The sequence below is a fragment of the Roseovarius confluentis genome, assembly GCF_002917925.1.
In the GTDB taxonomy this organism is placed as follows: Bacteria; Pseudomonadota; Alphaproteobacteria; order Rhodobacterales; family Rhodobacteraceae; genus Roseovarius; species Roseovarius confluentis.
In genome coordinates, this window is record NZ_PPFE01000007.1 from 189,613 (window position 1) to 216,460 (window position 26,848).

The window sequence follows — 26,848 nt, forward strand, 5'->3', positions numbered from 1 at the left end:
AGCGGGGCTTTTCACGAAGTCGGGCACTCCAGCCCCAGCTTTTCAAGCCCCGCAAAAAGATAATCCGCCAACAACGGCGTCCCCAGCAGGTAGCTCGCAGGCGAAGACGTGCGCTCCTGCCAGGCAAGGTCCCGCAATACATTCCATTCATCGTCGCCCCGGCCCAGCCACAAAAGTGCGACCAGGTCGCGTTGGGCGATTTCATCCAGATCGTCGATCACCGACCGCAGTTCCTCTTCCACGGCATCATGGCCACGATCCTCCAGGATATCGGCCACCGCGTCCTCCTCGTCCGGCGCGTCCTCCGCCTCCGTGCTCGCCGATTTTCCCATCAGGTCATGGGCCCGCTCGGCAATATAGCAAACGGTGCGCACCGGGACCTGCAGGTCTTCACCGTTCGGGCTCTCTGGATCGAGCCCGCGTATCTTGCGGCGCGATCCGGATCGCGTCGCCTTTTTCGATGCAGGTTCATTGAAACCGGCCCACGCAGGCGGGTCCGAACAGGGAAAGGACTCCAGCCCCGCTTCCAGAACCGGGTCGTAGGGCGCAGCCGGGGCAGCACCCGGCTTGCGCTTGCGCTCCGGCGTTCCAGCCTGGGCCCCAGCGTCATCAAAACGACCGCTTCGCCGAACCTCCGTCATTGCCAAAGCTCCCGCAGCGGACCGGGCATGGCATTGCTGACCTGGTCGATCTCGCCCATCGAAATCTTGCGCCGCAACAGATCGAACACCGCGGCAACAGCGCGTTCGGGGTTCTCCAGCGGCTGCTTGCTGAACTTCCCGGCCACCCTGCCCAGGAACTCCGACTTGCCGCGCGGCTGCACCGGTGTCTTGGACGGGTTCCATCCGGTGTAATAGATACCCCGCACGATCAGCGGCAGTTGCGCCGCCAAGTCAGCGGCCTCGTCTACGCCCAGGTAATCGCGGATGGCCTGCAACGTCTCGGACAACAGCAGGTATGCCCGCCCCTTCTCGTGCCACTCCAGATCGTCGCATAGCAGGTTGATCCATTCGGCGACGACCTGTGGCGCCTGGTCGATCGCGGTATGTCCGGTGGGTTTCATGTCCATCCTCCGTTCTTGCCGTCCAGAACTCTGAAGGGTCCGGGTCAAATCGCATTGATCACCGTCACAGCGGGGGCTTGACGGTGGTCAATGACCGGCTTGCAGGAAAGCACGACTGTCGATCAATGTTATTCCACGGAGGACATCATGAAAGTCAGTGAGGCAATGCATGCACCGGCCGAATGGGTTACAGCCGACACCCCTGTCAGCGAAATCGCGTCGCGCATGGCAAAGGACGACATCGGTGCCGTTCCCATCGGCAAGGACGACAAACTGATCGGCATGATCACGGACCGTGATCTGGCGATCCGAGTCATAGCCAAAGGGCTCGATGCGCATAAAACTACCGCCGAAGAGGTCATGACCAAGGGCATCGTTTACTGCCGCACCGAGGAAACGGTCGAAGACGCCATCCACCTCATGGATCAGAAGAAGATCCGTCGGCTGCCCGTGCTCGATGATGGCAAAAGAATGGTAGGCATGCTCAGCCTCGGTGATGTCGCCCATGCAGCGGGACTTCAGTTGGCAGGCGAACTGACACGCGCCGTGGCCGATCATCACAAATAGGTCCGTGGCGATGAAACGCCCGCGGATATGGTACATCGTCATGAACGCGCACCGGGCGCGTATCCTGCGCGAATTGCCCGGCATACGTGATCCATTGCCAACCGAAATCACGATGCAGGGCCGCAGACGCTCCGTGGGCGAGGTCAAACGTGACCGCCCGACCCGCAGCTTCGCTTCGGCGGGCGGGCGCCGGCGATCCGCGGTCGCGCCCGGTTCGGACCCTCTAGAAGAAGACGCACGCAACTTCATGCGCGATGTTCAAGCTTTCCTCGAAAAAGAGGCGCAAATCGGGGCGTTCGAGGAACTGGTTCTGATTGCTCCAGCCGAAACCATCGGCCTATGGCGGGCTCAGGCACCCGAAGGTCTGGCGAACTGCGTGCGTCGCGAGATCGTCAAGAACCTGGTGCGGTTTTCCGGTCGCGAACTCGTCGCCGCCATTCGCGCCCTCGTCTCACACGAATAGGCACCGCAATGCTTGGCCCGGTCAGGCGAATGCTTGAGTGCGGCTACAAAGTCACGCGTAGGCTTTGGCCAGGCCCTTCCGACTTAGGACAAAAGACCTGCCCGCAGCGTTCACAAGTCGCGCTATTCCTGGATTGATTGCAGGTATTCCGCGATGCTGAGGACGCGTCCGCGAACCAACGGCTCCGACGCACCTGGCATTCCCATGGGTGGTTGAAGATCTTCGCGAAAGATAGCGCCGTAGAGCGGCATGGGTTTTTCATGTGTGCGCAACCCGCTACGTCCGTCAATGATCTGGATGACGCGCAGCATCGGAAAAACACCATCGTTTGCCGCGCTGAGCGAGGTCAGGTCCGGCACATCGACCGTCAGGTAGTCAGCCAGGACCCCGTCGCCCTTGGCGGTTTCACCGTGGCACCCCGCGCAATTCTCTGCATAGAAACGAGCGCCCCAATCATGCTCTTGGGCCATTGCCGCGCTCCCGAGAATGAAAGGCATCATCAAAAAGAACTTTTTCATATCTTGATCCTCCAGTTGCTGCCCGAGCGTCGCGCCTGTTCGGCTCGATATCATTGACGACCGTCAACGCCCGGGTTTGCACCGCGCACGTGGTATTGATGACCATCAATGAGAGTGGGGAACGACTCGGACATCTTGGAGAAATTCGCGACTACGCCTTTGTCCAAGCAGGCGTGGAACTTCCGCCTGTCCCCGGAAATCGCGGAAATTGCCGTTGGCTGGGCGATGCATCCCGTGAGTTCGGCCAACGGCATTAACTCAAAAGGAGCGATACATGGCTGATAAGTCTACCGATATCCCTGTCACACGCGAAGCACGCGCAACCAACCGGCCGATCAACCCATGGACCGGCTTTGGCAGTTTGCGCGACGAGATGGAGCGCCTGTTCGACAGTTTTGAACCGCGCCTGTGGTTCGACCGCGCGCTTCCAGAGACGTCACGCGGGTTTCCCCTCTGTCCGGCAGTCGACCTGACCGAGACCGAAAAAGGGTATGCCGTCACCGCCGAGTTGCCGGGACTGGACCCCGACGGAATCCACGTGAAGATCAGTAACGGAACGCTGACAATAAGCGGCGAGAAATCCGACGAGAAGAAAGAAGGGGATGAAAGCCATCATCTCAGTGAACGTCGCTGGGGCAGTTTTCAGCGCACGATCCGGATGCCCGAAAACATCGAGCACGACAAGATCGAGGCAGAGTTCTCCAAGGGCGTGCTGACCATCCAACTGCCGAAATCCAAGGCGGCCCTGGCGTCCGAGAAGACGATCGCTGTCAAGGCGGCATAGCCGGGTGTCTGGCCCTTTTTTCAAGGATCGGGCGGACGCGGCGCGCCAGCTGATCGCAGCACTTCCGCCCGATATCGACCGCCGCTGGCTGGTTCTGGGACTGCCGCGCGGCGGCGTCCCCATTGCCGCGGACATCGCACGCCACTTGGGTGGCGCTTTCGATATATTGATCGTGCGCAAGGTGGGTCTGCCGAATAATCCGGAACTGGCCGTCGCCGCCGTCACCGGGCCCGGCCCTGACCAGCTTGCGATCAACCGAACCCTTCAGGACATGCTCGACTTGTCGGAGCTTGATATCCAGGCATTGGCCGTAGAGCCGATCCGCGAGGTGGAAAAACGGCGACGCATGTGGCTGGAAGGCAGGAGCCCCCTGCCTTTCATTGATCGCGACGTGCTGATCGTGGACGATGGCGCCGCGACGGGTACAACGCTTGAAGCGGCGCTGACAATGGTCCGGCGTCAGGGCGCACGCGCCATCGCCGTGGCCGTTCCCGTCGCTCTGCAAGGCGCGCTTGACCGCCTGTCCATGAGTGGCGTCCGGGTCATTTGCCCTCACCGATCCAACAGGCTCTACTCGATCAGTTGCGCATACCGGGATTTCCCTCAGGTCACCGACCAGCAGGTTACAGACATGCTTTCCTGTCTCCGCCGCGAACAGGCCTGAAAGCGATGACAATTTCCGCCTTTGGACGAAGCATGGTTTGGCGCTTTCTGCAGCACCCGCTATAATCGAAGAAATTTCCGCCGTGACAGCCATGACGAAAGCAACCGTCCTTGTCGTCGATGACGACCCCGAGATCAGAAAAGCCTTGAACCACGGCCTTTCGTCCGAAGGCTACAACGTGCACGAAGCCAGCGACCGGGCAACGATGCTCAGCAACTTGCGTGAAAACCACGTATCCCTCATCACCCTGGATCTCAATCTCGGCGGCGACGACGGCCTGGACCTTGCGCGGGAACTGAGGTCAAAGCGCAATATCCCCGTCGTGATGATATCTGGCCGATCCGACCCCTACGACCGCGTCCGGGGGCTGGAGTGCGGCGCGGACGATTACATCGTCAAACCCTTCCATATCAAGGAAGTCGTAATGCGGGTCCAAAAGACATTGGAGAGATATCAAGACACCGTTCAACCTTCGGGCAAGCTTCTGTTCGATCACAGCGAACTCGATCTGAAACACCATATTGCCCGGCACCTCGACGGGTCGCCGCTTGATCTTACGGAAATGGAACTGAAACTGCTGGAGCTGTTCGTGCGGCACCCCGGCCGCGTGCTCAGCCGAGACGAGATTTCGCACGCCCTGCACGGACGGGGATGGTCGCCCTATGACCGCAGCATCGATGGTCACGTCGCGCGCCTTCGAAGAAAGATCGAAACGCCGGGAGAGTCTCCTCTTTTGATCCGATCGGTTCGCGGTGTTGGCTACGTATTTAGCGGGGACGTCAAGCCTTCCCGCGAGGACTGAGCGCCCTTTCAACCGCCTGCGCCAGCACCGTCAGCGGATATGGTTTCTTGAGGAGTTCCGGCAGACGGCCGCGCGGATGGCGTGGCAGTCGCCGGCCGGACACGTGTCCCGAGGTCAAAAGAACGGCAACTTGCGAGTATTGCTCCCGAACCGTTTCCGCAATGTCATATCCCGAGATCGTACCCGGCAAGATGACATCGGAAAAAACCAGGTCGACCACTTCCCCCTCGCTCAAAAGCTGCAAGGCGGTCTCTCCATCCGCCGCTTCGATCACGGCATATCCTAATGCTTCAAGACGCTTCAGGGTCGCCTCCCGCACCAGCGCATCGTCCTCCACGACGAGGATCATCTCGCCATTGCCCATAGGTATCTCAGCCTCCCGCTCCTCTCGATGAGCAATGCCATCCGCGACCGGAAGAAAGATCGACACCGTCGTTCCTTCTCCTTTTTCGGACACGATCGAAACGAACCCGTTCACCCGTTCGACCGAAGCAAACACACTGGTCAGTCCAAGACCCGTACCCATCTCCGGCGATTTGCTGGTGATAAACGGTTCTTTCGCGCGCTTGACCTCTATTGGGGTCATGCCGACGCCATCGTCCGACACGCTGAGTTCCAGGTAGTGCCCGGGCTTGCCGTTGTCATAGGACTTGGCGGCTTGCGCGTCGATTTCGACATCCTTCGTGGTGATAATGATCTCTCCACTATTTGGCTGCGCATCTCGCGCATTCACAACAAGGTTCAGGATTGCACCGTCCAGTTCGGCTGGGTCGATACGGACGCAATAGTCATCCGCTCCAGCCGAGAAACGCAAGGAAATGTGCTCATTCAGCAGGCGTTCCAACATGGCCCAGGTTCTCAGGATGTGTTCGTCCAGACGGATCAGTGTGGGTTGCGAATTCCGCGCCCCGGAAAGTGACAGCAGCTTCTTGTTGAATCCGCCCCCCATTTCAGCGGCGTCCATTGCGACCTGGAGGTATTCGTAAGTCGCGGGGTCGGAGACACGCATTGCAGCAAGCTCAAGATTCGCGAGTATGACGGAAAGCAGGTTGTTGGAATCATGCGCGATGATCCCGGCTATTCGTCCGATCGCCTCCAGGCGTTGCGATCTGGCCGCCGACATCTGCAACTCGTTCCTCTCGGTCTGATCAATCAGTATCCCGACGAACCGCGCCGCCTTCTTTTTGTTGTCGGTGCCTTCGAACAAGACACGCCCGACAAGCTGCAACTCGCGACCTTTCTTCGGTGCGCCGGGCCTGACTTCGGCCCGAAACAGCCCATCACCCTCCGGATCAAACGCGCGTCCCCGCGACTCGCGAAACGCCTCTTCGTCCAACGGGTTCAATGCCACGATCCAGCCGTCGAAATCGGCCGGCAGATCCTTGTCTTCAAGATCTGTCATCTCGAGAAAGGCGTCGCTGACTTCGATTTTTCCTGTACTGATGTCCAAATCGATCGTCCCGATCCCCAGCGCATCGACCAACAGCCGCAACCTTGTTTCGCTTTCTTGCAGCTGAAACTCCGCTTCTTTCTGCTTGGTGATGTCCTCGGTAAAAACCGCGATCCCGACAACAACGTCCTGGGCATCGCGGACCGGCTTTGTGCGCCAGCGCTCCCAACGGACGCATCCGTCATTCAGCACCAGGCGATCCTCATGCGACGTCAGGCCTTCTCCGGCCAAACCGCGCTGATGGGCCTGTTTTATGTGATCGGGCAGATTGGGAAAAATGTCGTAGTGGCACACGCGCCTGAGGTCTTTGTCCACAAGTCCGTAACGCTCAGCCCAAAACCGCGACCACGCGACGTATCGCATGTTGCGATCAAACATCGCCACGGCCGCCGGGGCATCTTCCACGAACATTGCAAGACGGGTGTCGAGCCCATCCGGCCCCGTCTGTTCAACACTCTTTGGCGTGTCTGTCATGGTCTATTTTCATATACTTAAAGCAATAAAGGCGGAACCTGCGCGTACAATTCTACACAATTCTCGCCCACACGTCGCCGCTGCAATTCGATAGAAAGACCCCATGTGAAAGTTGCAAGGACCAATGCGGCCGTCTGTCATGGCCCGGACACTGGGGGGACCAATGCATACTTCGACGACGACGGCGCAAATTGCGCCGGCCCAAATCTGTGCATCTTGCGCGGCACACGACTTCGGCCTTTGTGGCATGCTGGGCGACGCATGCTCAAGCTTGCTGTCACCACGATGCCATCAGACCCGATACAAAAGAGGCGACGAACTGGCTTTACAAGGAGAACTTACAGACCGGATCGGGATCATCTCATCGGGTCTGGTGAAGGTCGTCCTGATGACCGCGGACGGCGAACATCACATCCTTCAGCTCCTCAAGCCCGGCCATATCGTCGGGGATCCATGCAAGGCTGAGAACGCGTTTTCCTGGGAAGCCGCGACATCGGCCCGTATCTGCTGGGTCAACCGCGCGACGCTGAACGCTTTGATCCGGGATGAGCCGCAAATTTACCGGGCATACCTTGCTATCACCGCACAACAACTGGAAGAGCATCGGCTGTGGGCTGCTTCCATGCGTGGCCGCAATACCCTTCAGCGCATAGCGTTCTGGATCGTGCAACAATTGCCTGACGCGCGCGACGGCGCCAAGGCAACCGTCCGGATACCGCTGACCCGACGCGACCTGGCTTCGCTGCTGGACATGACCGTAGAAACCCTATGTCGAGGCCTGCACCAGCTTGCCGATCGAAACGCCATATGCTTGCTGACCCCGGAAGAGATAGATGTGGTCGACATGACCAAGCTCCGGCTATTCGGGCGGTGTGGTGAAGACCGCGTGCACGAGGTTCTGAACGCTCCGGACACCAGAATGGACAGTCAAAAGCCCTTCTGTATTGCCCGACAGCAGACACCCGCTCGCACACAACCGATACCAGCGCAGTCCAGCCGGTCCGAAATGGAAAGACGCCACGGAAAAGTCAGGCTGATGACAGCCGTCAATGATGATCAGCCAAAGCTATGGATTCCTGATCGCGGGTAATAACCCGCAACCATGGAGGTACCAATGGCAGATCCGAAGTCGAAGCCGAAACCGGCAAAGCAGAGCAGCAAGCCTGCTCCGTCGACCGCGAAACCGGCAAAACCCGCGCCCCAACAACAGGCCGGGTCCAAGTAATGCAAAGGCCGCCCCGAAACCTTCGGGACGGCCATTTTTAAGTTCACGAATTTCAAAGGAATAATTCCAATGCCCGTCAAAACCATCGCATTGGTCATTTTCGACTCCGCCGAAGCAGAATGGCTTATCAACAAATGCTTCACACTTGCCCTATCGCTCGATGCGCACGTGATTGGCCTGCATTCTTTCTCTCAGGTCGTCTTCTTCGATGGGCTGAGTTCCGCACCGATGGTGTATGCAACCTTTCAGGACTGGCAGATCAAGGAATCCGACAAGATTCGCGACCTGTTCGACGAGGCGTCGCGCAAAAACGACCTGAGGACTGAATTTCGCCGGCAGGACGCGCTCTTCGGCAGCGAAAGATTTTTCCTGGCGGGCGCCCGCGCCGCCGATCTGGTGGTCATGGGAAGCAATGGTTCAGGCACACGCGCGCCTGATGATCGGGTCACGGCAGAACGGCTGATCCGGAACCTCGGTCGTCCGGTGCTGGTTCTGTCGCCCGAAGCAGACGTGAAAGCCCCCTTCGACACCATTGCCATCGGCTGGAGCGAAACCCGCGAAGCCACCCGCGCCGCGCATGATGCGCTCGACCTTGCCAAGCCCGGCGCGCAGATAGACCTAATCGCACTGGTCGCCCGCGCAAGCGATGAAAAACCAGGCTTCGACAGCCGGGATGAGTTTGCAATTGCGCTCGACCGCCGTGGATTCAAGGCGACGACGACCGACAGGATGGCGACGGTCGATCATCGCGGTCAGGAACTGCTGAACGCCGCGCACGATTGCGAGGCCACGCTTCTCGTCGCGGGCGCCTTCGGGCACTCGCAATTCTACGATTTCATGATCGGCGCCGTTACGGGGCACCTTCTTGAGAAGGCAAATCTTCCGGTTCTCCTGTCGCGATAGACCTCACTCCTGATCCTCGGATTTCCGGCGCGGCAACAGCAACGCGATGCCCGCCGATATTGCGGCCGCCGCCAGTAGCGCGAGCCGCAAGGTCTGCCGCTCCGACAGCCCGGCCACCCCGCCCTTGAGAACGCCCAGTGCGATCCCGGCCAAGGGATCGGAAGACTTCGACCGCTGTTTTTCAGAGGCTACCGCAAGACGAAGAACAAGGCCGATCAACAGCGCCGTCGCAGCCAGCGCCCCCGACATCACCAGGAAAGCCCCGCCCAAGCCAAGGGCGGGGCTTGCCATTATCACGATGCCCGCGATCAGACAGGCCCAGCAAGTCAGGCCCAGAATACCGATGACAACGGCCAGAGCGGCCCTACGCGCGCCGGCTGCTATGCGGTCGCGAGGCAGCATTCGACGCGCCGCTCAACTATGCCGACGCGCCAGCAATCCGAGAATGAGACCGAAACCGATCACGCCAAGGATACCCCCGGCCCACGCTCCCGGATGATCCCGCACGCTGCGCTCGACGCTTTTTTCCAGCTGCTCCACACGGTGCTCCAGCACCTGTATCGCCTGCCGTCCTTGGCGGATCAGTTCCTCGGATTGCTGTTCGAACTCCTCACCGACCTCGCCCATCCGCTTCTTGCCGACTTTCTTCAGCAACTTCCCGAGATCCTGTACCGCGGCGCGAAATTCATGAAGATCAGCGCTCAGATCCTCGGAGGATAGGCCCGTCGCTTTCTGTGTTTTCGGAATATCTTCCGGCATCTCGTTCTCCTTTCAGAAAAGGTTGGCGAACCGGGCCGAAACGTCGGCCCGGCATGTGGTCTTGTCAGGCGCCGATTGAAATGTGATCGACAACGCTGGTCACGCCCGGTGCGGCCCAGGCCGCCCTTTCTGCCGCATCGCGTTCCGACCAAGTGCGCACCTTGCCGTCCAGCGTGACCTTGCGGTCATCGACTTTCACGTTGATTCCCTTGGCCTCCAGCTCGGCATCTCGCCGCAACGCGTTCTCGATGCGTTGACGAACGTCGGTCGGGCTGACGCTCGGGGCAATCTGTATCAGGTTCGATACGCTCTTGACGCCGGTCAGGTCCCGAACGGCCTTTTCCGCAGCAAGCTTTTCAAAATACCACTTCACCTTGCCGCTCAGGGTCACGAGGCCTTTCTCGACCTTCACCTGCACAGCATCCTTGGGGACAGAACTGTTCCAGCGAAGCGAATTTGCCGCGCGATGCGCGATCTCGTCGTCGGCCGTGATATGCGACCCAACTGGCCGTACCTCGATTTCTTGCGCGATGGCCCGTACGCCCTTGACCCGTTTCACGATGTTCTCCGCCATGCGTTTTTGAGCATAGCTTGGCACGTGACCGGTCAGCGTGACCGTTCCATCCTCCACCGCAACACCGATGTCGGCCGCGTCAATGCTTGGCTCGAATTCCAGTTCGTCGACGACATCCTGTCTGAGATCCTTGTCCTTCATTTTCTTTTCTCCTGAATGCGACACTGATTCCGTGTCAATGGAAGAAGAATGACGTCCACGCCATGCCGCCACATTGACCGCCGACAACGGGCGGCAGGCATCGTGGCACACTATTGACGGTCAACAAGACCAGCCCAGTCCAATCCCCTAACCTGCTCCCGACCGCTGCTGAAGGAGACCGGAATTGAAGCCTGAGTTCATCGACGTGCCGCATGCGCATTCGGTCGCCGAAGTCCTGCAAATGCTCGATACCGACGCCGAACTGGGACTAAGCTGCCACGAGGCGCAAAAGCGGCTTGCTCGCCACGGCCCTAACCACCTGCGCCAGATTAAACCGCGCAGCACGCTCTCCATCCTGTTTCACCAGGTCCGCGGATTCATCTTCTGGCTTTTGGTGGCCGCAAGCGCCTTCGCATTTTCGATCGGCGACACCGCCGAGGCTACCGCGATCCTCATCGTACTGGTTCTGAACGTCCTCATCGGCGTCTTCACCGAGCGGCGCGCCGCCCGATCGATGGAAGCGCTTAGACATATCGCCGACACCCACACCCGCATCCGCCGCGACGGCCACGTCTTCATGGCCGATGCCCGCGATCTCGTCCCCGGCGACATCGTCATCATCGAGGCGGGCGACGTCATCACTGCCGATCTGCGCGTGATCAAAGCCACTGGGCTGGAATGCGATGAATCCGTCCTGACGGGTGAATCGATCGCAGTCGCCAAATCCACCGAGGCTGTCGAAATCGACAGCATTCTCGGCGAGCGCATCGGTATGCTCTTCAAGGGCAGTGCCGTCACCCGCGGCCTGGCCGAGGCCGTGGTCACCGGCACCGGCATGCAGACCGAGGTAGGGCATATCAGCGCCTTGGTTCAAGCGGCCGAACCGGAATCTACGCCGCTTGAAAGCCAGCTCAACCGCCTCGGGCAGAAACTTGTCGGGCTGATGATCGCGCTCTGCGGTGTCACCGTCGGGGCCGGCTACGTACGCGGATATCCGGTAACAGAACTCATCCAGACCGGCATCGCGCTCGCGGTCGCCGCGATACCCGAGGGCTTGCCTGTTGTCGCGACCCTCTGCCTTGCGCGCGGCATGTGGCGGATGGCGACCCACAACGCCCTGATCCGGCGCCTGTCGTCCGTGGAAACCCTTGGCGCGACAACGGTGATCCTGACCGACAAGACCGGCACACTGACCGAAAATCGCATGAGCGTCACCCGCTACCTGCTCTCGGGCGAAACGCAGGAAGTCACAGCCGAAGGTCCGCTCGACACCGGCCAGTCGCCAGCTCTTCTATGGGCCCTGCGGATTGGCGCCTTGTGCAATAGCGCGGATCGCGGCGGCCCGCTGCAAAGCGAAGGCACCGGAGACCCGATGGAACTAGCTCTTCTCGACGTTGCGGCCCGGGCCAATTTGGACCTCGCAGGTTATCGCGTCGTCGCGGAGCACGCGTTCGATCCTGACCATCGCATGATGGCGCAGATTCACGAATTCGAAGGGCGATTTCTTTTCTCGGTCAAGGGTGCCCCAGAAGCCGTACTCGCCAGATGCACACATGTTCTGTCAGACTCTGTGACACTTCCACTGGACGCCGCCGCGCGACATGCCTGGCAGAACAAGAGCAGCGCCGCCGCCGCCGAAGGTCTGCGCTGCCTCGCCCTGGCCATGAAAAGCCGCGACGCATCGAACGAACACCCCTATGCCGATCTAATGCTGATCGCGATTGTGGCGTTTGCCGATCCGATGCGGCATGAGGTGCCCGCCGCCATCGCGGCCTGCAAAACGGCCGGTATCCGCGTCGTCATGGTCACCGGCGACCACGCCGCCACGGCCCTGCGCATTGCGCGCGACGCCGGGATCGATCCGGGCCGTGCCGCGATGCCGGATGACCTCGACCTCGCCACGCTCGACCCTGCGCGTGTCGATCCGACCACTGCCCAACGTCTGTTACAGACCAACGTCTTCGCCCGCGTTTCACCGTCCGGCAAGCTGGCGCTCGCCACGTTCCTCCAGAAATCGGGCCAGATCGTCGCTATGACCGGGGATGGCGTCAACGATGCACCGGCCCTGCGCAAGGCCGATATCGGCATCGCCATGGGCCATCGCGGTACCCAGGTCGCCCGTGAAGCCGCCGAGATGGTCCTGCGCGACGATTCTTTCGCCACAATCGTGACCGCGGTCCGCGAAGGCCGCGCGATCTTCGACAACATCCGGAAATTCGTCGTCTACCTGATGTCGTGCAACCTTTCCGAAGTGCTCGTCGTCGGCATCGCCGTGGCTGCAGGCTTGCCCGCCCCACTGACGCCTTTGCAGATCCTCTTCCTGAACCTCGTAACGGACGTATTCCCAGCCTTCGCACTCGGGCTCGGCCCCGGCGATCCCGACATTCTGAAACGTCCCCCCCGCCACGCCAAAGAATCGATCATGGGCCGGCACCAATGGCGCCGCGTGGCATGGCTGGGGACACTCATCACTGTGGCGACGCTAGGCGCGTTCGGCCTTGCGCTTTTCTGGTTGGCACTCGCTCCGGCGCAGGCCACCACAGTCGCATTTCTGACCCTGTCCTTGGCGCAGCTGTGGAATGTCATCAATGCGGGCGACCCAAGGCGCGGACCGGTAGACAGTGGCGCGATGCGAAACCCGTTCGTCTGGGGCGCGATCACGCTCTGTCTCGGTCTCGTGGCAACGGCCCTTTGGGTGCCAGTCTTCTCGGACGTTCTTGAATTGCCCTCGCCAGGCGGTGCGGGCTTGGTGCTGGCATTGGGGACCAGTTTCCTCCCGCTCGTTGCAATGCCGATAGCCGCACTCCGCGCGAGGGCCCAGAATCACGTGCTCCAGTCGTGAACATGCACGTCCCGTCCCGAATGTGCCTCCAGGATTTTGCGGGCAAGAGTTTCCCGTTCCACGTCATTGACCCTGCCCCATAACAGTATACCACCGTGGCGTATCTGTTCGGAATAATAGTCCCGATGCGTCATTGTACGCTCCTTCCAACCTTGTGAGGGAGACCGCGAAGAGACCCTTGTCACCCTGCTCTTCACGAAACCGCAGGCGGTCGCCTGTCCCAAGGTCATCCCAAACATCCGACGTGAAACCATCACGTTGAAAATAGACCTCGCGCCCGTCATCGGCGCGCAGATAGCCATAGCCCAGCTTCGGCTCTATCGACGTGATCTCGCCGTGCAAGACCGGCGCATGATGCTTGACGTCGACACCACCCATTTTTTTCTTCTGACGCTTGAGGTGCTTTTCGGCTGCCGAGAAAGCCCGGTTCACGGCCAGCAGAAGATCATCGCGCGCGCTGCCCTGCGCAACTTGCCGCGACACCGCGAAATCGAGCCCGGGCAGGTGCAGGTTCAGACGGACCCTGACCACCCGCCCGTGCGGCTTGCGCTTTTGCGGCGCATCCAGCGTGACCTCGCATCCGGTGACCCGGTCGCTGATCCGCTCCAGCACCGTGATACGGCGACCCACCAACTCGGACACAGCCGGCGATGGATCGAGATTGCGATAACTGATGATCGGGTCAATCTGCATAGACCTCTGACCTTCTGGCTCTTCGACCTCCCTATGGGCAGGGCGCCCTGTAATAGGTGCCATCTCCATGTGCGTAGGCGCAGTTACCGGTTTCCGTGTTCTGCGCCACCAGAGTGCCCGCCGCAGCTCCGGCCAGCGCCGAGATGAGCCGCCAGTCGTCATCGGCTCCAAGCGCGTCCGCCGTGATCAGACCTGCCGCAGCCCCGGCGGTCACGCCGACAACGGTCCGTTGTTGCTCCGTCAGGTTTTCGCATCCGATCAGCAGCGCAAATCCCGCGAGGAACAAAAGCGTCTTCAAATTGCGCTCCATGCGTTGAACCTCCAAATGACTACGTTTCTCGTGCGCTTTCCTGTTTCGCATCTTGCGGTTTTCCGGTCATTGACGGTTATCAACAAGCTCCGGCGCGCAGGCGACGGACAGAGAGATCTCTTGCCCCCGGTGCACGGCATCAATGGCATCGGCGATCAGGGGCGCGCAGCCCAGAATCCTGAACCAGTCCGGCGGCTCTGCAGGAAGATGGGCAAGCGGCGCCAAGCTGTCAGTCACCGTCACGCTGTCGATCACGCCCGAGGCGCAGAAATCCTGAAATGTCTGCGCCTCCAGCAGCCCGTGAGGGGCAAGGACATGAATACTGCGGCCGCCGTGATCCCGCACGGCCCTTGCGGCGCGCAAAACGGTTCCGCCGCCGCAAATCATGTCGTCGACAATGTGTACGACGCGGTCTTTGACCTCTCCGGCAAAGAGCGATCCCGACACAATTCCGGCCGAGCGGCGCTTTTCCATGAGTCCGAACGATACCTCCCCGCCGATGCGCGCCTCGAGCGCCTCACGCAAAAGCTGGGCACGCTTTACCCCACCGGCATCGGGTGACACGACCGCCAGGCGCGCCTCCGAATTCTGCGCTGCGATATGCGCCGCAAAGAAATCCTGCGTGGCCAGGTGAACCGTCCGGCAACGAAAAGCGTTCTGGAACGCCGCGAGGTTGTGAACCTCAAACTTCATCACCAGTTCGACACCCACCGCTTCCAGAAGCTGCGCAACATAGCGGCTGCTTACCGGGTCCTGCGGCTTTGTCTGCCGGTCCTTCCGCGAATAGGCAAGGTACGGCACGATTGCAGTAATGCGCGCCGCCCCATGCTCCCGGCAGGTTGCGAGGAAGAACAACAAGCGGACCAGCTTGTCGTTCGCCGATGCGACGCCATCGCCGTGAAGCGAGTGCAGCACGAACACATCCCGTCCCCGGACACTGACAAGGGGCCTCGACTTATGCTCGCCGCCCTGAAAGTCGCGTTCTTCGTGCGCCGCAACCGCATAGCCACCGGCGGCGGCCACCCGCGCGCCCAAGGTTTGCGATCCGTTGAGAGCGAAAAATAACATGACGCAAGGGTTCCCATGCGCAATCGCAAAGCATTGACCGTCATCAATGCCACCACCTGCCTGGTTTCACATTCTCGAATGGCCGGTCATCGCTCTGGTGACCCGCATGTCTTTCGGGGTTGATCACGCTCTCATGCAGAACGCCATGCCCTTTGCCCGGCCCCATCACCCATCACGTCGCAGTTCTGTGCGTTCGCGGATCAACGACTTGAGCGCCTTCCTTCAGGATCCTGCCAACTGGCCGACCGGCACGGTTCCAGAGTGCATCGAAACCCACGCCTCGCTCGTGTTCATGGGCGGCGACACGGTCCTGAAGCTGAAGAAATCGATCCGGATAGGCGCTCTCGATCTGCGGTCTGTCGCGTCACGCCACCATTCGTGCGAAGAGGAGTTTCGCTTGAACCAGGAACTTGCCGGGGACATGTATCGCCGGACGCGGCCAATCACCCGTCATGTCGACGGCAAGCTCGCCCTGGATGGACGCGGCACTATCGTCGACTGGCTGTTGGAAATGCGCCGCCTTCCCGCGGCTCAGATGCTCGACTATCGCCTTTTGCACGGCCCGGCTCCAACCAGGAAAGAGATTCATCGCGTCTGCGATGTCATGGCTGCCTTCTACCTGCGTAGCAGCCCATCCTCGGAATTCGGAACAGAATATATGGCTCGATGGCTGTGGGAGGCTTCCATCAACGCCTGCCACCTCGCTGACCAAAAGAGCGTGATTGGAGAGGCCTACGACCCCGCGCTACCAGAGATGGCAATCTCGGCACTCGAGAATTGCAGAGCCGAGATCATGAAACGCGGGGCGCTCGGGTTGATCGTCGAAGGGCACGGCGACCTTCGGCCAGAACACGTGAACCTCGGCGACCCGCCGATCGTTTTCGACCGACTTGAATTCGACCGAGGGCTTCGGCTTGCGGATCCCTACGAGGAACTCAACTATCTTGGACTCGGCTGCTCCCTGCTGGGAACGCACTGGATCCGTAACGCACTGCTGCACCGGCTCGCGGACTCGGGGCTCGACCGTCCCAGCCCGGCGCTGATGAATGCCTACAGCCTGAACCGTCTGCTCACCCGCGCCCGTCTCGCAATCGATCATCTGCTCGACCGCCATATCCGTACCCCCGAGAAATGGCCCCGACAAGCCAGGCAATGCCTCTCGGCGGCCCGGCGCTTCGTCCACGACACGCCGTCTGTGTGGCAAGCACCTTAGGCTTCGAAAATGACCGTCCGCACAGTATCCAGCATCCCCATACAGTCGCGTGACAGACCTGCGCGACGGCCTCGAGCGAACAAGACAGGAGGAACGAAGCCGTGAAGTCTGAACGCGCCCTGAACCTTGGCTACATCCTGTTCGCCTTCTTCGCGGTCTTCGCGTTCCAGGCCTGGATCGCCGTCAGCCAGACAATTGTACTGGATTACTCGCAATTCATTTCCTACCTCGAAGAGGGCCGCATCGCCCGCGTGACCGTGACCGAAACCCGGATCGAAGGCGCATTCACCGAGAGCATGGGTGGCAAGACGCTCTTCGTGACAACACGCGTCGATCCGGATTTCGCCTCAATGCTCGCCTCATACGGGGTAGAGATCGCCGGCGCATCCGATTCCAATTGGCTGACGACGCTTGCGTCCTGGATCGCTCCGGCCGTGATCCTCGTATTCTTCTGGGCCTTCGTATTCCGCCGTTTTGCCGAACGGCAGGGCATGGGTGGACTGGTCAATGTTGGTAAGTCCAAGGCCAAGGTCTGGGTCGAGCGCAACACCGGCGTGACCTTCGCCGACGTGGCGGGCGTTGACGAGGCCAGAACCGAGCTACAGGAGATCGTTTCGTTCCTGACCGATCGCGACCGCTTCGCGCGCCTCGGCGCCCGCGTGCCCCGCGGCATCCTGCTGACCGGGCCGCCTGGTACGGGCAAGACCCTGCTGGCCCGCGCCGTGGCCGGAGAGGCAGGCGTGCCTTTCTTCTCGATCTCTGGCTCCGAGTTCGTGGAAATGTTCGTCGGCGTCGGCGCCGCCCGGGTGCGCGACCTGTTCGAACAGGCCCGCAAGGCCGCTCCCTGCATCATCTTCATAGACGAGCTCGACGCGCTTGGCCGGGCGCGCGGCGCGATCTCGGGCTTCGGCGGCGCCGACGAAAAGGAACAGACGTTAAACCAGCTACTGTCCGAACTGGATGGTTTCGATCCGACCGTGGGCATCGTCCTGCTGGCGGCGACCAACCGACCGGAAATTCTCGATCCGGCCCTCACCCGGGCCGGGCGCTTCGACCGGCAGATCATCGTCGACCGCCCCGAGCGCAAGGGACGGCGCGACATCCTCGCGGTGCATATTCGCAAGATCACAGTCGACCCAGCTCTGAGCCTCGATGACGTCGCGGCCCTCACGCCCGGCTTCACCGGTGCCGATCTCGCAAACCTCGTCAACGAGGCCGCCATTGTCGCCACCCGGCGCGGCGGGCAGGCCGTGACCCTTCAGGACATGACCGAGGCCGTTGAAAGGGTCGTGGCCGGGGCGGAACGCCATTCCCGGCTGCTCACCCCCGACGAGCGATGGCGCGTCGCGATTCACGAAATGGGTCACGCGCTGGTCGCCGCGGCCCTGCCGGGGGCCGACCCGGTGCACAAGGTTTCGATCATTCCCCGCAGCATCGGCGCTTTGGGCTACACCATGCAGCGCCCGACAGAAGACAGGTTCCTGATCACCGAAAGGGAACTGCGCGACCGGATGGCAGTGCTGCTGGCCGGGCGCGCGGCCGAGGCGCTGGTGCTCGGGCAGGTTTCCAGCGGCGCGGAAGACGACCTGGCCAAGGCCACCGACATCGCGCGCTCGATGGTCATGCGGTTCGGCATGGGACAGACGATCGGCCCCGTGACGCTCGAAGAGAAACGCCTGCGATGGTTACCGGACGCCGATACCGGCCCGCGCGACTTTTCCCAGGCCACGGCACGGGAGGTGGACCTCGACGTTCGCGCGGCCCTCGATGCGGCGTTCCAAAAGGCGACCGCCGCGCTTGAAAAAGCCCGCGCAGACCTCTTGTCCGGCGCTGACCTGCTCTGCGAGAAAGAGACGATCACGCCACAGGATTTTCCGGCGATCTCCCGAACGTCGGCATCCGCCCCTGCGCCCGGCAACGGCGACGAAGGCCTCGCCACCGGTACGAGCGTCTCCCGCAAAGCCGGTCCAATGCTCACCAATCACGGCTCGACGGGACAACCCTAACCAATAGTGGTGAAATACGCGCGCCCCGCGCGATAGATCCGCAAGATCAGCGGCCCGTCCGATTGACGCGCCCGCCTGTCCAGCTCTTGCGGGCTGTGAACCGGTTTGCCCCCGGCCTCAACAATGACATCCCCGGGCCGCACCCCCGCCGCGCTCAGTGGGCTGGCGGCATCGAGATCCTCGACCAGCACGCCACTCCGCCTGCCGCCCGACCCCTCGTCCACTGGCACGGACCTCAGGGTCGCGCCATCAAGACGCCCGGTCGCCGGCACGGAAGGCCCGCCCCTGTTCGCTTCGACTTGGGAACCGCCCGCGCGCCCAAGCGTAACACGCATGCTCTGCGGCCTACCCTCGCGGATCAGTCCAAGCCGCACTGTAGCGCCCGGTTGTTTGAAGCTCACCGCCAGCCGCAACTCCGCCGCATCGGCAACTTGATCATTATCGACAGCCACGACGATGTCCCCGGGTTTCAGCCCGGCAACCTCTGCCGGTGATCCGGGAACGATATCGGCGATCAGAACGCCGCCCGTGTCCGCAACCCCGAAGGCCTCCGCCAGGTCAGGGTCCAGATCCTGTATCATGATCCCGATCTGGCCTCGCTCGACGCGGCCGTTCTCCACCAGTTGCAGCGCAACCTGCATCGCCATGTCGATGGGAATGGCAAATCCGATTCCGACATTCCCCCCGGTCGGCCCCGCGATGGCAGTGTTGATCCCCACCAGCTCGCCACGCAGGTTCACCAGCGCACCGCCCGAATTGCCCGGGTTGATTGCTGCATCGACCTGGATGAAATCCTCGTATCCCTCTATTCCAAGTCCCGTGCGACCCAATGCGCTCACGATCCCCAGCGTAACGGTCCCTTCCAGACCAAACGGGTTTCCCACCGCCAGGACATAATCGCCCACGCGCAGACCCCTCGACCGCCCTATCACCAGGCCCTCCAAGTTCTCTGCGTCGATGCTCAGCGCGGCGATATCCGTCTCTTCATCTATCCCGCGGATCTCGGCACGCAGGTCGCGCCCATCGGACAGGTGAACCGTGATACTCTTGGCGTATTCCAGCACATGCGCATTTGTCAGCACCAGTCCCGCCTCGGCGTCCACGATCACACCCGAGCCGCTGGCCTCGACGAAGCGTTCCAGCGGCACGTCGTGCGGCAGAAAGTCGAAGAACTGCCGGAAGAAAGGATCGGTAAAGACAGGACTCTCCAGACTCTCCTGCGATGACACGGATATGGAAACCACCCCGGGCGCGACGCTCTCGACGATTGGCGCCAGCGATGGCGTCACAGCCATCTCGTCGGCGCTCAACCTAACCTCCGGCATCACCGGAGACGCCGCGCACAACGCGCCGCCAAGAACTATCGAAAAGATCGGTCTCAAGAGCACAGGCATTTGTCGATCCTCCCGAATGAACGTGCGCCTTGGTGCAGTCTCGCCCGGAGCCAGTTTCTCACAATGACGGCAATCAATCGTCCGCGACTTTACCTTTCCAGAACATAACGACCGGGCGCAGGCGCCAGCACCGGCAGATCCCGTGACGCCGCCGACACGGCGACGGGCGCGCCTGAACGGGCTGCCAGCCATCTTGCCCAGGCCGGCCACCACGATCCGTCCTCGACCGGTGTTTCCTCGAACCACCTCTCGGGGTCGCGCCACCGGGCCATCGAAGGACGCGTGGCACAGCGGTAATGCCGGTTCGGGTGGTTCGGCTCGGAAATGATCCCGGCATTATGCCCGCCATTCGTCAGGATAAACGTCGTCTCGCTGTCTGCCGCCAGCGTCGCCTTGTAGACCGAGCGCCAGGGCGCGACGTGATCCCTCTCTGTGCCCACCAGGCAGATCGGAACCCGGATGTCCGACAGAACGACCGGATGCCCCTCCACCTTAAGGCGCCCCTCCGAAAGATCGTTGTTCAGGTAGAGCTTGCGAAGATACTCCGAATGCATCCGCGCGGGAAGTCGCGTCGCATCGGCATTCCACGCCATCAAGTCGGTCACCGGGTCGGGCTGACCCAGCAAGTAATGCGTCACCATTCGCGACCACAACAGGTCGTTCGACCGCAACATCCGGAACGCCCCCGCCATCTGGCGGGCCTCCAGAACGCCACGCTCCGCCATGATTTCCTCCAGAAAGGCCACCTGCGCCTCCGACAGGTACAACTGGATCTCGCCGGCTTCGGTGAAATCGGTCTGCGCGGCAAAAAAGGACAGCGTCGCCAGCCGGTCATCCCCGTCCCGCGCCATCGCCGCCGCCGCGATGGCCAGCAGCGTCCCGCCAAGGCAATAGCCGGTCGCGTGCACCTTCTGCCCGGACCACCGCGCGACCACATCCATCGCCGCCATCACGCCCTGCGTCCGGTAGTCGTCAAGCGCCAGGTCTCGGTCCCGCTCCGTCGGGTTGCGCCAGGAAATGACGAACACCGAGAATCCCTGCGCCACCAGCCACCGGATCAACGAGTTTTTTGGCGACAGGTCCAGAATATAGTATTTCATGATCCAGGCCGGCACGACCAGCACGGGTTCGGGCCGAACCTCGCCGGTACTGGGGCGATAGCGGATCAATTCGATCAGGTGATTGCGATAGACCACATCCCCCTCGGTGATCGCGACCTCGTGGCCCGGTCGAAAGGCTTCGGTGCCCGCAGGCGGGGCATCGGTTGCGCTCCGAAGCAGATCGTCGGCCAGGTATGTCGCCCCGCGCAACAGGTTCGCGCCCCCCTCCGCCCAGGTGCGCTCCAGCACTTCGGGGTTGGTCCACGCGAAATTCGTCGGCGCCATCATATCGAGGATCTGCCGACCGAAGAATTGCACCTGCCGTTCGTTTTCAGGCGTCACGCCCAGCGGTCCGGTCGTGGCGGCATGCCACCATTGCTGGCTCAGCAGAAATGATTGGGACCACAGGTTGAACGGCCATTGCTTCCACGCCTCACCGACAAAACGTCGGTCCTGCGGCAGCGGGTCGATACAGCCTTCGGTCTCCTCCGACCGGGCGCAGTTCATAAGAAAAGACTGAAGGCGCAGCGCCTTGCGTAAGCCCTTTCCCCACAATTCGACCTGCCGACCGGGAGAGGCCGCCAGGTGAGCCACCCAATCGAACCACGCCAACCAGAGTGCAATGGGCGACACCCCCATGGTCAAACGTCCGATAGAGACACTCATCGCACGGTCCAGCGCATCGACGGGCGTCACGTCATGCGCGCCGCGATGCAGCTGAGGCAACTGTTCGGGTTTCATGCCGCGTCTTGCGCGTTCCCGCTGGCAATGTCGCGGCTGGCTTTCTGAATCACGGTATTCATGCGGTTCGCCTCTTCCTGGTATTCGTCCAGCGCCTTCTGGAAAAAGGCGGACTGGATCTTGGGCAAATCCGCCGGGTTCCGGCATTGAAGCATATCGTTCGCCGTGCGCAGATCCTGCCGCAGGCGGCCGGTCACGAACCCTGTCCATTCATCGCAAAGATCCAGCCACGCGTCGGCCATCGCCGCCCCAAATGCGCCCAGTGGCCTGATGAAAGTCATTTCCATTTCGGCCATACGTTCTAGCGCCTCGTTCGCGCCGGGTGTTTTAGATGTCTTTGTCATGTCCAATCCTCCTATGGACACCCAGTTCAACACAGCCGGACACAGCTTCATTGACGGCGGTCAACGCGTCGATTTGCGTTGTGCAAACAACGACCCGTTACAGGTAACTCAGAAGCACTGAGCTACTCTTTCTCCAATTGTCTCGAAGGCGCTTCGAACTCCTCTCTTCAGCTGACAAACAAAGCATACGATCTCGGCGACAAGTCCAGTCACGGCTTGATTACCGATCGGAAGCAAGGCCTCACGTTGGAATCGCAATGCCCAGTCACATTGGCAGCGAAAACCGTCGCTTCGCTTGGCGTTTTGAGCCAACACTGACAATAGCTTGATCCTCGCCAAGTTTGCGACGCTTTCAACGTCATTCCTAAACTGACATATTAGTCGCCTATTACATGAATATTGACCGTCGATCAAAAGTCGTTTACGAGTCTTCGATGCAGCTCCCCGGCGCAGACAAGCGTCCATCTCCGTCAACTATTCCTAAGGAGGATGACGGTTTGGAAGGGAAGAGCCTGCAACAAACCAGCTAGGGAGGAGATCAAATGTCACCGTTAAAGAAAGGCATCGCGACCGTTGCGCTGGCCGCCAGCATGACCGGCGCTCTGATGAGCAGCGCCGCGCTCGCCGCCGAACACGAATGGAAAATGGCCACCACTGTCACCGGCGGTCCGCTGATGGAACTGGGCGCCGAAGCCTTCGCCGAGCGCGTGTCTCAAATGACCGAAGGCCGCGTAGAGATCGAGGTGTTCCCCGCCGGCACGCTGGGCAAGGCGCTCGATGTGTCCACCACCGTGAAACGGGGCGTGGCCGAGGTCGGCCACACATGGATGGGGTACGACTGGGGCAAGGACAAGACCACCGTGCTCTTCGGCGGTTTTGCCGGGTCGATGGACAGCGAGCGCATGCTGCACTGGCTCTATCAGGGCGGCGGCCAGGAACTCTGGACCGAATTCCGCCAGGATCGCTTTGGCATCGTCTCCATGCCGCTCTTCATGCGTCCCGCCGAGGTTTTCCTGCATTCCAAGAAACCCGTCTCGACGCTCGAGGACCTGCAAGGCCTCAAGATGCGCACCGCCGGGGCGTGGCTGGAGATTTCCAGCGAGCTCGGTGCCTCGCCCGTCACCATGGCCGGTGGCGAGGTCTATACTTCGCTTGAACGCGGCACCATCGACGCCACCGAGTGGGGGTCGCTCTATGAAAACGTATCGCCCGGCTTCTACCAGATCGCCAAGTACGTGGTGGTTCCCGGCGTGCACCAGCCCGTCGCGCCTTATGAGCTGGTGATCAACGACGCCGCTTGGGAAGCGCTCTCGGAACAGGACCAGGAAATGGTCCGGTTGGCCGCGGAACTGGTGACGTTCGAAAGCTGGATGCGCCTTGGAAACGAGGACGCCAAGGCGTTGGAATTCTACCGCGACAACGGCAACGAGATCATCGTCCTGGAAGATGAAGTCAAGGAAGCCGCCAAGCGTCTTGGCATGGAATGGGCCGACCGCCAGGCCGAGGGCAATGAATGGTTCGAGCGCGTACTTGCCTCCCAACGCGAGTTCGAGTCCACCTGGTCGGAGGCCGACAGCTATCGCAAGATGGCCCTGCCGCCGCAAGACGGCTCATCCAACTGAACGCCCGACCGGACAGCCGCAGCCCCGACCCGCCGAGGTCTGGGGCTGCCACGCCGTCCACAGGAAACTCTGACATGATTACATCCATTCGCCGCTTCATCGGAGCGATCAGTGGTGTCCTGGGCTATTTCTCGGCCCTCATCCTCGTCCCCCTGATCCTCGCCTCGGTCTACGAGGTCGTCTCGCGCTACGTCTTCAACCAGCCAACCATCTGGGCCTACGAGATCGGCTACATGGCAATGGGCGCATCCTTCCTGCTGGGCTCTGCCTACGCTCTGCGCGACGGCCAGCATGTGCGCATCGACGTCCTCGCCTGCCGCTTCTCGCCGCGTCTCAAGGCCATTCTCGATCTCGCGGGATACCTGCTTTTGTTCCTGCCGATCGGCATCTGGCTGAGCTTCGCTCTCTACCACTACACGATCGAGGCCTACGAATGGGGTGAACGCTCCGGCGAAAGCGCCTGGAACCCTGTCGTCTGGCCCTATCACCTGGTGTTCTTCACGGCCTTTGTGGCGATGGTCCTACAGGCCATCTCCGAGGTGCTCGGCTGCCTCCAGGTCCTGTTTGCTCCCGACGCGAAGGAGGTCTGAGCCATGGAATATCTCGCACTCTGGATGTTTCCGGTTCTGCTGCTGATCCTGCTGACCGGGTTTCCGATCGCCTTTTCGCTGATGGGCGTGGCCACCATTTTCGGCTACATCACCTTCGGCGACACCGTCATTTACCAGTTCATCGACAAGATCGACGAGGTCGCGGGAAACTTCGTGCTCGCCGCCGTGCCGCTCTTCGTCTTCATGGGCACCATGCTGGAAAAATCCGGCATCGCCGAACGCCTGTTCGATGCGGTCCACATCTGGACCCGCCGCCTGCCCGGCGGGCTGGGGGTCGGCACGATCTTCATGTGCGTGATCTTCGCCGCCTCAACCGGCGTGATTGGCGCGACTGAAACCGTGGTGGGACTTCTGGCCATCCCGGTCATGATGAAACACAGCTATAACAAGGGGCTCATCTCGGGCACGATCTGCGCCGGCGGCTCGCTGGGCACCATCATCCCGCCCTCCGTTGTGGTCATCATCATGGGGCCGATCGCGGACGTCTCGGTCGGCGACCTGTTCATCGGCATGATCATCCCCGGCCTGACCATGGCGACGCTCTACGTCGTCTACATCATGGGCCGCTGCTACCTGCGTCCGCAGGACGGCTCGCTGGTTTCGGATGACGAGTACCTGCCGACGCTGGGCGAGCGCCTCTGGATCACGCTGACGGCCTTCCTGCCGGCGGCGCTGATGATCTTCGCGGTGCTGGGCTCGATCATGCTCGGCCTCGCCTCCCCAACCGAGGCGGCGGCGATGGGCGCTTTCGGGGCCGTGATCCTGGCGGCGGTCTACCGCACGCTCAACTGGAAAACACTGCGCCTTGCCCTGCTGAACACGGTCAAGGTCACGTCGATGATCCTGATGATCCTGCTGGCGGGCTCGATGTTCTCGGGCGTCTTCGTCGGGGCCGGCGGCACACGCGTCACGACCGAACTGATCGCCGCGTCCGATCTCAGCCCCTGGGCCACGCTGGCGGTGTTCCTGATCATCGTCTTCATCGCCGGCTTCGCACTGGAATGGATCTCGATCCTTTTGATTTTCCTTCCGGTCTTCATTCCGATCGTCACGCAGCTCGGCTTCGACCCGGTCTGGTTCTGCATCCTCTTCCTGATCGTGATACAAACCAGCTACCTGTCGCCGCCGATGGCCCCGGCCATCTTCTACCTGCGCGGCATCGCACCGCCGGAGATCACCATGCCCGACATGTTCAAGGGGGTCGTGCCCTTCATCATCCTTCAGCTCTTCACGCTGGCGCTGGTGATGGCCTTCCCGCAGATGGTGCTCTGGCTGCCGGAGAAAGTCCTTGGCTTCTAGACAAAAGCTCCTTGTCGTCGGCGGCGGTTACGTCGGCTGCGACGTGGCCCGCCGGCTCGACCGGGTGATGGACGTCACCCTGGTCGAGCCGAAACCGGCCTTCCTCCACGCTCCCGCCATGATCCGCGCATTGGTCGAACCCGACCTTCTGGCGGCCGCGACGATCCCATATGACGGCCTGCTGCGCGAAGGGCGGGTTGTTCGGGGCCGCGTCGCCGCCCTTCATTCCGAAGGCGCAACCCTCGAAGATGGCACGGAGATATCGAGCGACTTCACCCTTGTCGCCACTGGCTCCTCCTACAACCTGCCCTTCAAATCCTCAGCGGAAGACCTCGAAGTTTTCCTCGATGCGCACAGAACGCTCGCGGAGCGCATCGCACAGGCCCGACATATCGCCATTGTCGGTGCGGGTCCGGTCGGCACCGAACTCGCGGGCGAAATCGCGACGGCCCGGCCCGACGCGCACGTCACCCTGATCGCCGCCGCCCCGCTTCCGATGCCCGACCAGCCGGCCAGGCTGGGTCGCGCACTCATGAACCGGCTGCACAGGCTGGGAGTCAAAGTCATCACGCATCGCTCCGCGCCCGGCATTGCTGCCGGCATGGATGCGCAGGACGGCCCTCTGGGTCTTTCGGACGGGCAGGACGTCGCGGCAGACCTCGTGCTCCCCGCGCTCGGCGCGATGCCCTGCACCGATCTTCTCTCCGCCCTGCCCTCGGTGCGCCTCGACAGCGCGGGCCGGGTGATGACCGACCCATACCTGCGGCCCGCGCCGGGCGCACTGCCGGGGCTGTTCACGGGGGGTGACATGGCCGCAACCGGCGACGCGATGACCATCGTCGGCATCCTGCGGCAAGGCCCGTACCTTTCGAAGATCCTGCGCGCGGCGGCCGGGGGCAAACGTGTCGATGTGCTGACCCCTTACCGGCCCTGGCGCGACGCCCCCATGCTCGTGCCTGTCGGCCCACGCCTCGGCGCCAGCCACCTGCCCCTGCCGGGCCCGTTGGCGCTGGCCGGCACCATGCGCGGCCCCGGCGACAGGCTGACACGCCTTGCCAAGGGCCGCGACCTCTTTGTTGGGAAATACCGCCGCCAGCTCGGCGCGCAGCGCCTCAAAGGGTCGCGCGGGTGAACTCGGAGATATAGTCGATCAGCTTGTCCGACGCCTCGCCCGCTGCCGCCGGGTCGCCCTCGGCGATCTTGCGTGCAACATCGGCG

General features: G+C 61.7%; 28 protein-coding genes. 14 read left to right on the forward strand and 14 right to left on the reverse strand.

Annotated elements, in window-relative coordinates:
- Positions 1-11 precede the first annotated feature (11 nt).
- Together C2I35_RS22330 and C2I35_RS16065 are read right to left on the reverse strand one after the other, a co-directional pair.
- On the reverse strand, positions 12-641 hold the full coding sequence (locus C2I35_RS22330; protein ID WP_211286161.1) for a DUF3775 domain-containing protein: 630 nt from the start codon (positions 639-641) through the stop codon (positions 12-14).
- The gene (locus tag C2I35_RS16065) at positions 638-1,063 is read right to left on the reverse strand and encodes a DUF2267 domain-containing protein (protein ID WP_103764106.1); all 426 of its coding nucleotides are present in this window, start codon (positions 1,061-1,063) and stop codon (positions 638-640) included. Before C2I35_RS16065 ends, C2I35_RS22330 begins: the two co-directional genes overlap by 4 nt.
- Before the next feature lie 147 nt (positions 1,064-1,210).
- On the opposite strand from C2I35_RS16065, the gene C2I35_RS16070 reads away from it, so the two are divergent.
- Together C2I35_RS16070 and C2I35_RS16075 are read left to right on the forward strand one after the other, a co-directional pair.
- A complete protein-coding gene (locus C2I35_RS16070; protein WP_103764107.1) occupies positions 1,211-1,630 on the forward strand; it encodes a CBS domain-containing protein in 420 nt (139 codons plus the stop codon).
- Positions 1,631-1,640: 10 nt separating this feature from the next.
- Positions 1,641-2,093, forward strand: a complete 453-nt coding sequence (locus C2I35_RS16075) for a host attachment protein (protein ID WP_103764062.1) — start codon at positions 1,641-1,643, stop codon at positions 2,091-2,093.
- Between the two features lie 122 nt (positions 2,094-2,215).
- On the opposite strand, the gene C2I35_RS16080 is transcribed toward C2I35_RS16075, so the two are convergent.
- Complete coding sequence (locus C2I35_RS16080) at positions 2,216-2,611, reverse strand: c-type cytochrome (RefSeq protein WP_146050051.1); 396 nt, start codon at positions 2,609-2,611, stop codon at positions 2,216-2,218.
- Positions 2,612-2,885: 274 nt separating this feature from the next.
- Between C2I35_RS16080 and C2I35_RS16085 the strand changes: the two genes are divergently transcribed.
- Genes C2I35_RS16085 through C2I35_RS16095 form a run of 3 tightly spaced genes read left to right on the forward strand, consistent with a single transcriptional unit; the run spans position 2,886 to position 4,861 of the window.
- Complete coding sequence (locus C2I35_RS16085) at positions 2,886-3,395, forward strand: Hsp20/alpha crystallin family protein (protein ID WP_103764064.1); 510 nt, start codon at positions 2,886-2,888, stop codon at positions 3,393-3,395.
- Between the two features lie 4 nt (positions 3,396-3,399).
- Positions 3,400-4,059: a phosphoribosyltransferase gene (locus tag C2I35_RS16090; RefSeq protein WP_170067239.1), complete on the forward strand. Its 660-nt coding sequence runs from the start codon at positions 3,400-3,402 to the stop codon at positions 4,057-4,059.
- A 37-nt stretch (positions 4,060-4,096) separates the two neighbouring features.
- On the forward strand, positions 4,097-4,861 hold the full coding sequence (locus tag C2I35_RS16095; RefSeq protein WP_211286162.1) for a response regulator transcription factor: 765 nt from the start codon (positions 4,097-4,099) through the stop codon (positions 4,859-4,861).
- Here C2I35_RS16095 and C2I35_RS16100 read toward each other — a convergent pair.
- A complete protein-coding gene (locus C2I35_RS16100; RefSeq protein WP_103764067.1) occupies positions 4,839-6,785 on the reverse strand; it encodes a hybrid sensor histidine kinase/response regulator in 1,947 nt (648 codons plus the stop codon). The two genes, C2I35_RS16095 and C2I35_RS16100, sit on opposite strands and share 23 nt — an antisense overlap.
- A 163-nt stretch (positions 6,786-6,948) precedes the next feature.
- On the opposite strand from C2I35_RS16100, the gene C2I35_RS16105 reads away from it, so the two are divergent.
- Positions 6,949-7,875, forward strand: coding sequence for a Crp/Fnr family transcriptional regulator (locus tag C2I35_RS16105; RefSeq protein WP_170067240.1), 927 nt, complete (start codon positions 6,949-6,951; stop codon positions 7,873-7,875).
- Here the strand turns inward: C2I35_RS16105 and C2I35_RS21935 are convergent.
- Positions 7,842-8,108: a hypothetical protein gene (locus tag C2I35_RS21935; protein ID WP_146050052.1), complete on the reverse strand. Its 267-nt coding sequence runs from the start codon at positions 8,106-8,108 to the stop codon at positions 7,842-7,844. The two genes, C2I35_RS16105 and C2I35_RS21935, sit on opposite strands and share 34 nt — an antisense overlap.
- Between C2I35_RS21935 and C2I35_RS16110 the strand changes: the two genes are divergently transcribed.
- On the forward strand, positions 8,080-8,913 hold the full coding sequence (locus tag C2I35_RS16110) for a universal stress protein (protein ID WP_103764069.1): 834 nt from the start codon (positions 8,080-8,082) through the stop codon (positions 8,911-8,913). The two genes, C2I35_RS21935 and C2I35_RS16110, sit on opposite strands and share 29 nt — an antisense overlap.
- A 3-nt stretch (positions 8,914-8,916) precedes the next feature.
- Here C2I35_RS16110 and C2I35_RS16115 read toward each other — a convergent pair whose 3' ends face one another.
- The 3 genes from C2I35_RS16115 to C2I35_RS16125 all read right to left on the reverse strand — a co-directional run bounded on the left by C2I35_RS16115 (position 8,917) and on the right by C2I35_RS16125 (position 10,387).
- Positions 8,917-9,315: a hypothetical protein gene (locus C2I35_RS16115; protein ID WP_103764070.1), complete on the reverse strand. Its 399-nt coding sequence runs from the start codon at positions 9,313-9,315 to the stop codon at positions 8,917-8,919.
- 12 nt (positions 9,316-9,327) lie between these two features.
- A complete protein-coding gene (locus tag C2I35_RS21940; RefSeq protein WP_146050053.1) occupies positions 9,328-9,672 on the reverse strand; it encodes a coiled-coil domain-containing protein in 345 nt (114 codons plus the stop codon).
- A 64-nt stretch (positions 9,673-9,736) separates the two neighbouring features.
- A complete protein-coding gene (locus C2I35_RS16125; RefSeq protein WP_103764072.1) occupies positions 9,737-10,387 on the reverse strand; it encodes a BON domain-containing protein in 651 nt (216 codons plus the stop codon).
- Positions 10,388-10,571: 184 nt separating this feature from the next.
- Between C2I35_RS16125 and C2I35_RS16130 the strand changes: the two genes are divergently transcribed.
- A complete protein-coding gene (locus C2I35_RS16130) occupies positions 10,572-13,229 on the forward strand; it encodes a cation-translocating P-type ATPase (protein WP_211286163.1) in 2,658 nt (885 codons plus the stop codon).
- A 63-nt stretch (positions 13,230-13,292) separates the two neighbouring features.
- Here C2I35_RS16130 and C2I35_RS16135 read toward each other — a convergent pair whose 3' ends face one another.
- From C2I35_RS16135 to C2I35_RS16145, 3 genes are all read right to left on the reverse strand, one after another.
- Positions 13,293-13,922, reverse strand: coding sequence for an HPF/RaiA family ribosome-associated protein (locus tag C2I35_RS16135; protein ID WP_103764073.1), 630 nt, complete (start codon positions 13,920-13,922; stop codon positions 13,293-13,295).
- Between the two features lie 31 nt (positions 13,923-13,953).
- Positions 13,954-14,232: a YMGG-like glycine zipper-containing protein gene (locus tag C2I35_RS16140; protein WP_103764074.1), complete on the reverse strand. Its 279-nt coding sequence runs from the start codon at positions 14,230-14,232 to the stop codon at positions 13,954-13,956.
- Positions 14,233-14,298: 66 nt separating this feature from the next.
- Entirely contained in the window at positions 14,299-15,300 is a 1,002-nt protein-coding gene (locus tag C2I35_RS16145; RefSeq protein WP_103764075.1) for a ribose-phosphate diphosphokinase, read from the reverse strand.
- Between the two features lie 46 nt (positions 15,301-15,346).
- On the opposite strand from C2I35_RS16145, the gene C2I35_RS16150 reads away from it, so the two are divergent.
- Both C2I35_RS16150 and ftsH read left to right on the forward strand, forming a co-directional pair.
- On the forward strand, positions 15,347-16,513 hold the full coding sequence (locus tag C2I35_RS16150) for a hypothetical protein (protein ID WP_146050054.1): 1,167 nt from the start codon (positions 15,347-15,349) through the stop codon (positions 16,511-16,513).
- A gap of 101 nt (positions 16,514-16,614) precedes the next feature.
- The gene (gene ftsH / locus C2I35_RS16155) at positions 16,615-18,519 is read left to right on the forward strand and encodes an ATP-dependent zinc metalloprotease FtsH (RefSeq protein ID WP_103764077.1); all 1,905 of its coding nucleotides are present in this window, start codon (positions 16,615-16,617) and stop codon (positions 18,517-18,519) included.
- Here the strand turns inward: ftsH and C2I35_RS16160 are convergent.
- From C2I35_RS16160 to C2I35_RS16170, 3 genes are all read right to left on the reverse strand, one after another.
- Entirely contained in the window at positions 18,516-19,913 is a 1,398-nt protein-coding gene (locus C2I35_RS16160; protein WP_170067241.1) for a Do family serine endopeptidase, read from the reverse strand. The genes ftsH and C2I35_RS16160 overlap by 4 nt on opposite strands.
- An 89-nt stretch (positions 19,914-20,002) precedes the next feature.
- A complete protein-coding gene (locus tag C2I35_RS16165; RefSeq protein WP_103764079.1) occupies positions 20,003-21,754 on the reverse strand; it encodes a PHA/PHB synthase family protein in 1,752 nt (583 codons plus the stop codon).
- Positions 21,751-22,098: a phasin family protein gene (locus tag C2I35_RS16170; RefSeq protein WP_170067242.1), complete on the reverse strand. Its 348-nt coding sequence runs from the start codon at positions 22,096-22,098 to the stop codon at positions 21,751-21,753. The genes C2I35_RS16165 and C2I35_RS16170 overlap by 4 nt, the downstream gene beginning before the upstream one ends.
- Before the next feature lie 542 nt (positions 22,099-22,640).
- On the opposite strand from C2I35_RS16170, the gene dctP reads away from it, so the two are divergent.
- The 4 genes from dctP (at position 22,641) to C2I35_RS16190 (ending at position 26,762) form a co-directional block, all read left to right on the forward strand.
- The gene (gene dctP, locus C2I35_RS16175) at positions 22,641-23,720 is read left to right on the forward strand and encodes a TRAP transporter substrate-binding protein DctP (RefSeq protein ID WP_103764081.1); all 1,080 of its coding nucleotides are present in this window, start codon (positions 22,641-22,643) and stop codon (positions 23,718-23,720) included.
- A gap of 74 nt (positions 23,721-23,794) precedes the next feature.
- On the forward strand, positions 23,795-24,310 hold the full coding sequence (locus C2I35_RS16180) for a TRAP transporter small permease subunit (protein WP_103764082.1): 516 nt from the start codon (positions 23,795-23,797) through the stop codon (positions 24,308-24,310).
- 3 nt (positions 24,311-24,313) lie between these two features.
- Complete coding sequence (locus C2I35_RS16185) at positions 24,314-25,630, forward strand: TRAP transporter large permease (RefSeq protein ID WP_211286164.1); 1,317 nt, start codon at positions 24,314-24,316, stop codon at positions 25,628-25,630.
- Positions 25,620-26,762, forward strand: a complete 1,143-nt coding sequence (locus C2I35_RS16190) for an NAD(P)/FAD-dependent oxidoreductase (protein WP_146050056.1) — start codon at positions 25,620-25,622, stop codon at positions 26,760-26,762. Before C2I35_RS16185 ends, C2I35_RS16190 begins: the two co-directional genes overlap by 11 nt.
- Positions 26,763-26,848 lie beyond the last annotated feature (86 nt).

Excerpts from the sequence above, each read along its gene's own strand:
- C2I35_RS22330 (WP_211286161.1), bottom strand. The coding sequence starts at position 641 with ATGACGGAGGTTCGGCGAAGCGGTCGTTTTGATGACGCTGGGGCCCAG.
- C2I35_RS16065 (WP_103764106.1), bottom strand. The coding sequence starts at position 1,063 with ATGAAACCCACCGGACATACCGCGATCGACCAGGCGCCACAGGTCGTC.
- C2I35_RS16070 (WP_103764107.1), top strand. The coding sequence starts at position 1,211 with ATGAAAGTCAGTGAGGCAATGCATGCACCGGCCGAATGGGTTACAGCC.
- C2I35_RS16075 (WP_103764062.1), top strand. The coding sequence starts at position 1,641 with ATGAAACGCCCGCGGATATGGTACATCGTCATGAACGCGCACCGGGCG.
- C2I35_RS16080 (WP_146050051.1), bottom strand. The coding sequence starts at position 2,611 with ATGAAAAAGTTCTTTTTGATGATGCCTTTCATTCTCGGGAGCGCGGCA.
- C2I35_RS16085 (WP_103764064.1), top strand. The coding sequence starts at position 2,886 with ATGGCTGATAAGTCTACCGATATCCCTGTCACACGCGAAGCACGCGCA.
- C2I35_RS16100 (WP_103764067.1), bottom strand. The coding sequence starts at position 6,785 with ATGACAGACACGCCAAAGAGTGTTGAACAGACGGGGCCGGATGGGCTC.
- C2I35_RS16105 (WP_170067240.1), top strand. The coding sequence starts at position 6,949 with ATGCATACTTCGACGACGACGGCGCAAATTGCGCCGGCCCAAATCTGT.
- C2I35_RS16110 (WP_103764069.1), top strand. The coding sequence starts at position 8,080 with ATGCCCGTCAAAACCATCGCATTGGTCATTTTCGACTCCGCCGAAGCA.
- C2I35_RS21935 (WP_146050052.1), bottom strand. The coding sequence starts at position 8,108 with ATGACCAATGCGATGGTTTTGACGGGCATTGGAATTATTCCTTTGAAA.
- C2I35_RS16115 (WP_103764070.1), bottom strand. The coding sequence starts at position 9,315 with ATGCTGCCTCGCGACCGCATAGCAGCCGGCGCGCGTAGGGCCGCTCTG.
- C2I35_RS21940 (WP_146050053.1), bottom strand. The coding sequence starts at position 9,672 with ATGCCGGAAGATATTCCGAAAACACAGAAAGCGACGGGCCTATCCTCC.
- C2I35_RS16125 (WP_103764072.1), bottom strand. The coding sequence starts at position 10,387 with ATGAAGGACAAGGATCTCAGACAGGATGTCGTCGACGAACTGGAATTC.
- C2I35_RS16135 (WP_103764073.1), bottom strand. The coding sequence starts at position 13,922 with ATGCAGATTGACCCGATCATCAGTTATCGCAATCTCGATCCATCGCCG.
- C2I35_RS16140 (WP_103764074.1), bottom strand. The coding sequence starts at position 14,232 with ATGGAGCGCAATTTGAAGACGCTTTTGTTCCTCGCGGGATTTGCGCTG.
- C2I35_RS16145 (WP_103764075.1), bottom strand. The coding sequence starts at position 15,300 with ATGTTATTTTTCGCTCTCAACGGATCGCAAACCTTGGGCGCGCGGGTG.
- C2I35_RS16150 (WP_146050054.1), top strand. The coding sequence starts at position 15,347 with ATGCCACCACCTGCCTGGTTTCACATTCTCGAATGGCCGGTCATCGCT.
- C2I35_RS16160 (WP_170067241.1), bottom strand. The coding sequence starts at position 19,913 with ATGCCTGTGCTCTTGAGACCGATCTTTTCGATAGTTCTTGGCGGCGCG.
- C2I35_RS16165 (WP_103764079.1), bottom strand. The coding sequence starts at position 21,754 with ATGAAACCCGAACAGTTGCCTCAGCTGCATCGCGGCGCGCATGACGTG.
- C2I35_RS16170 (WP_170067242.1), bottom strand. The coding sequence starts at position 22,098 with ATGACAAAGACATCTAAAACACCCGGCGCGAACGAGGCGCTAGAACGT.
- dctP (WP_103764081.1), top strand. The coding sequence starts at position 22,641 with ATGTCACCGTTAAAGAAAGGCATCGCGACCGTTGCGCTGGCCGCCAGC.
- C2I35_RS16180 (WP_103764082.1), top strand. The coding sequence starts at position 23,795 with ATGATTACATCCATTCGCCGCTTCATCGGAGCGATCAGTGGTGTCCTG.
- C2I35_RS16185 (WP_211286164.1), top strand. The coding sequence starts at position 24,314 with ATGGAATATCTCGCACTCTGGATGTTTCCGGTTCTGCTGCTGATCCTG.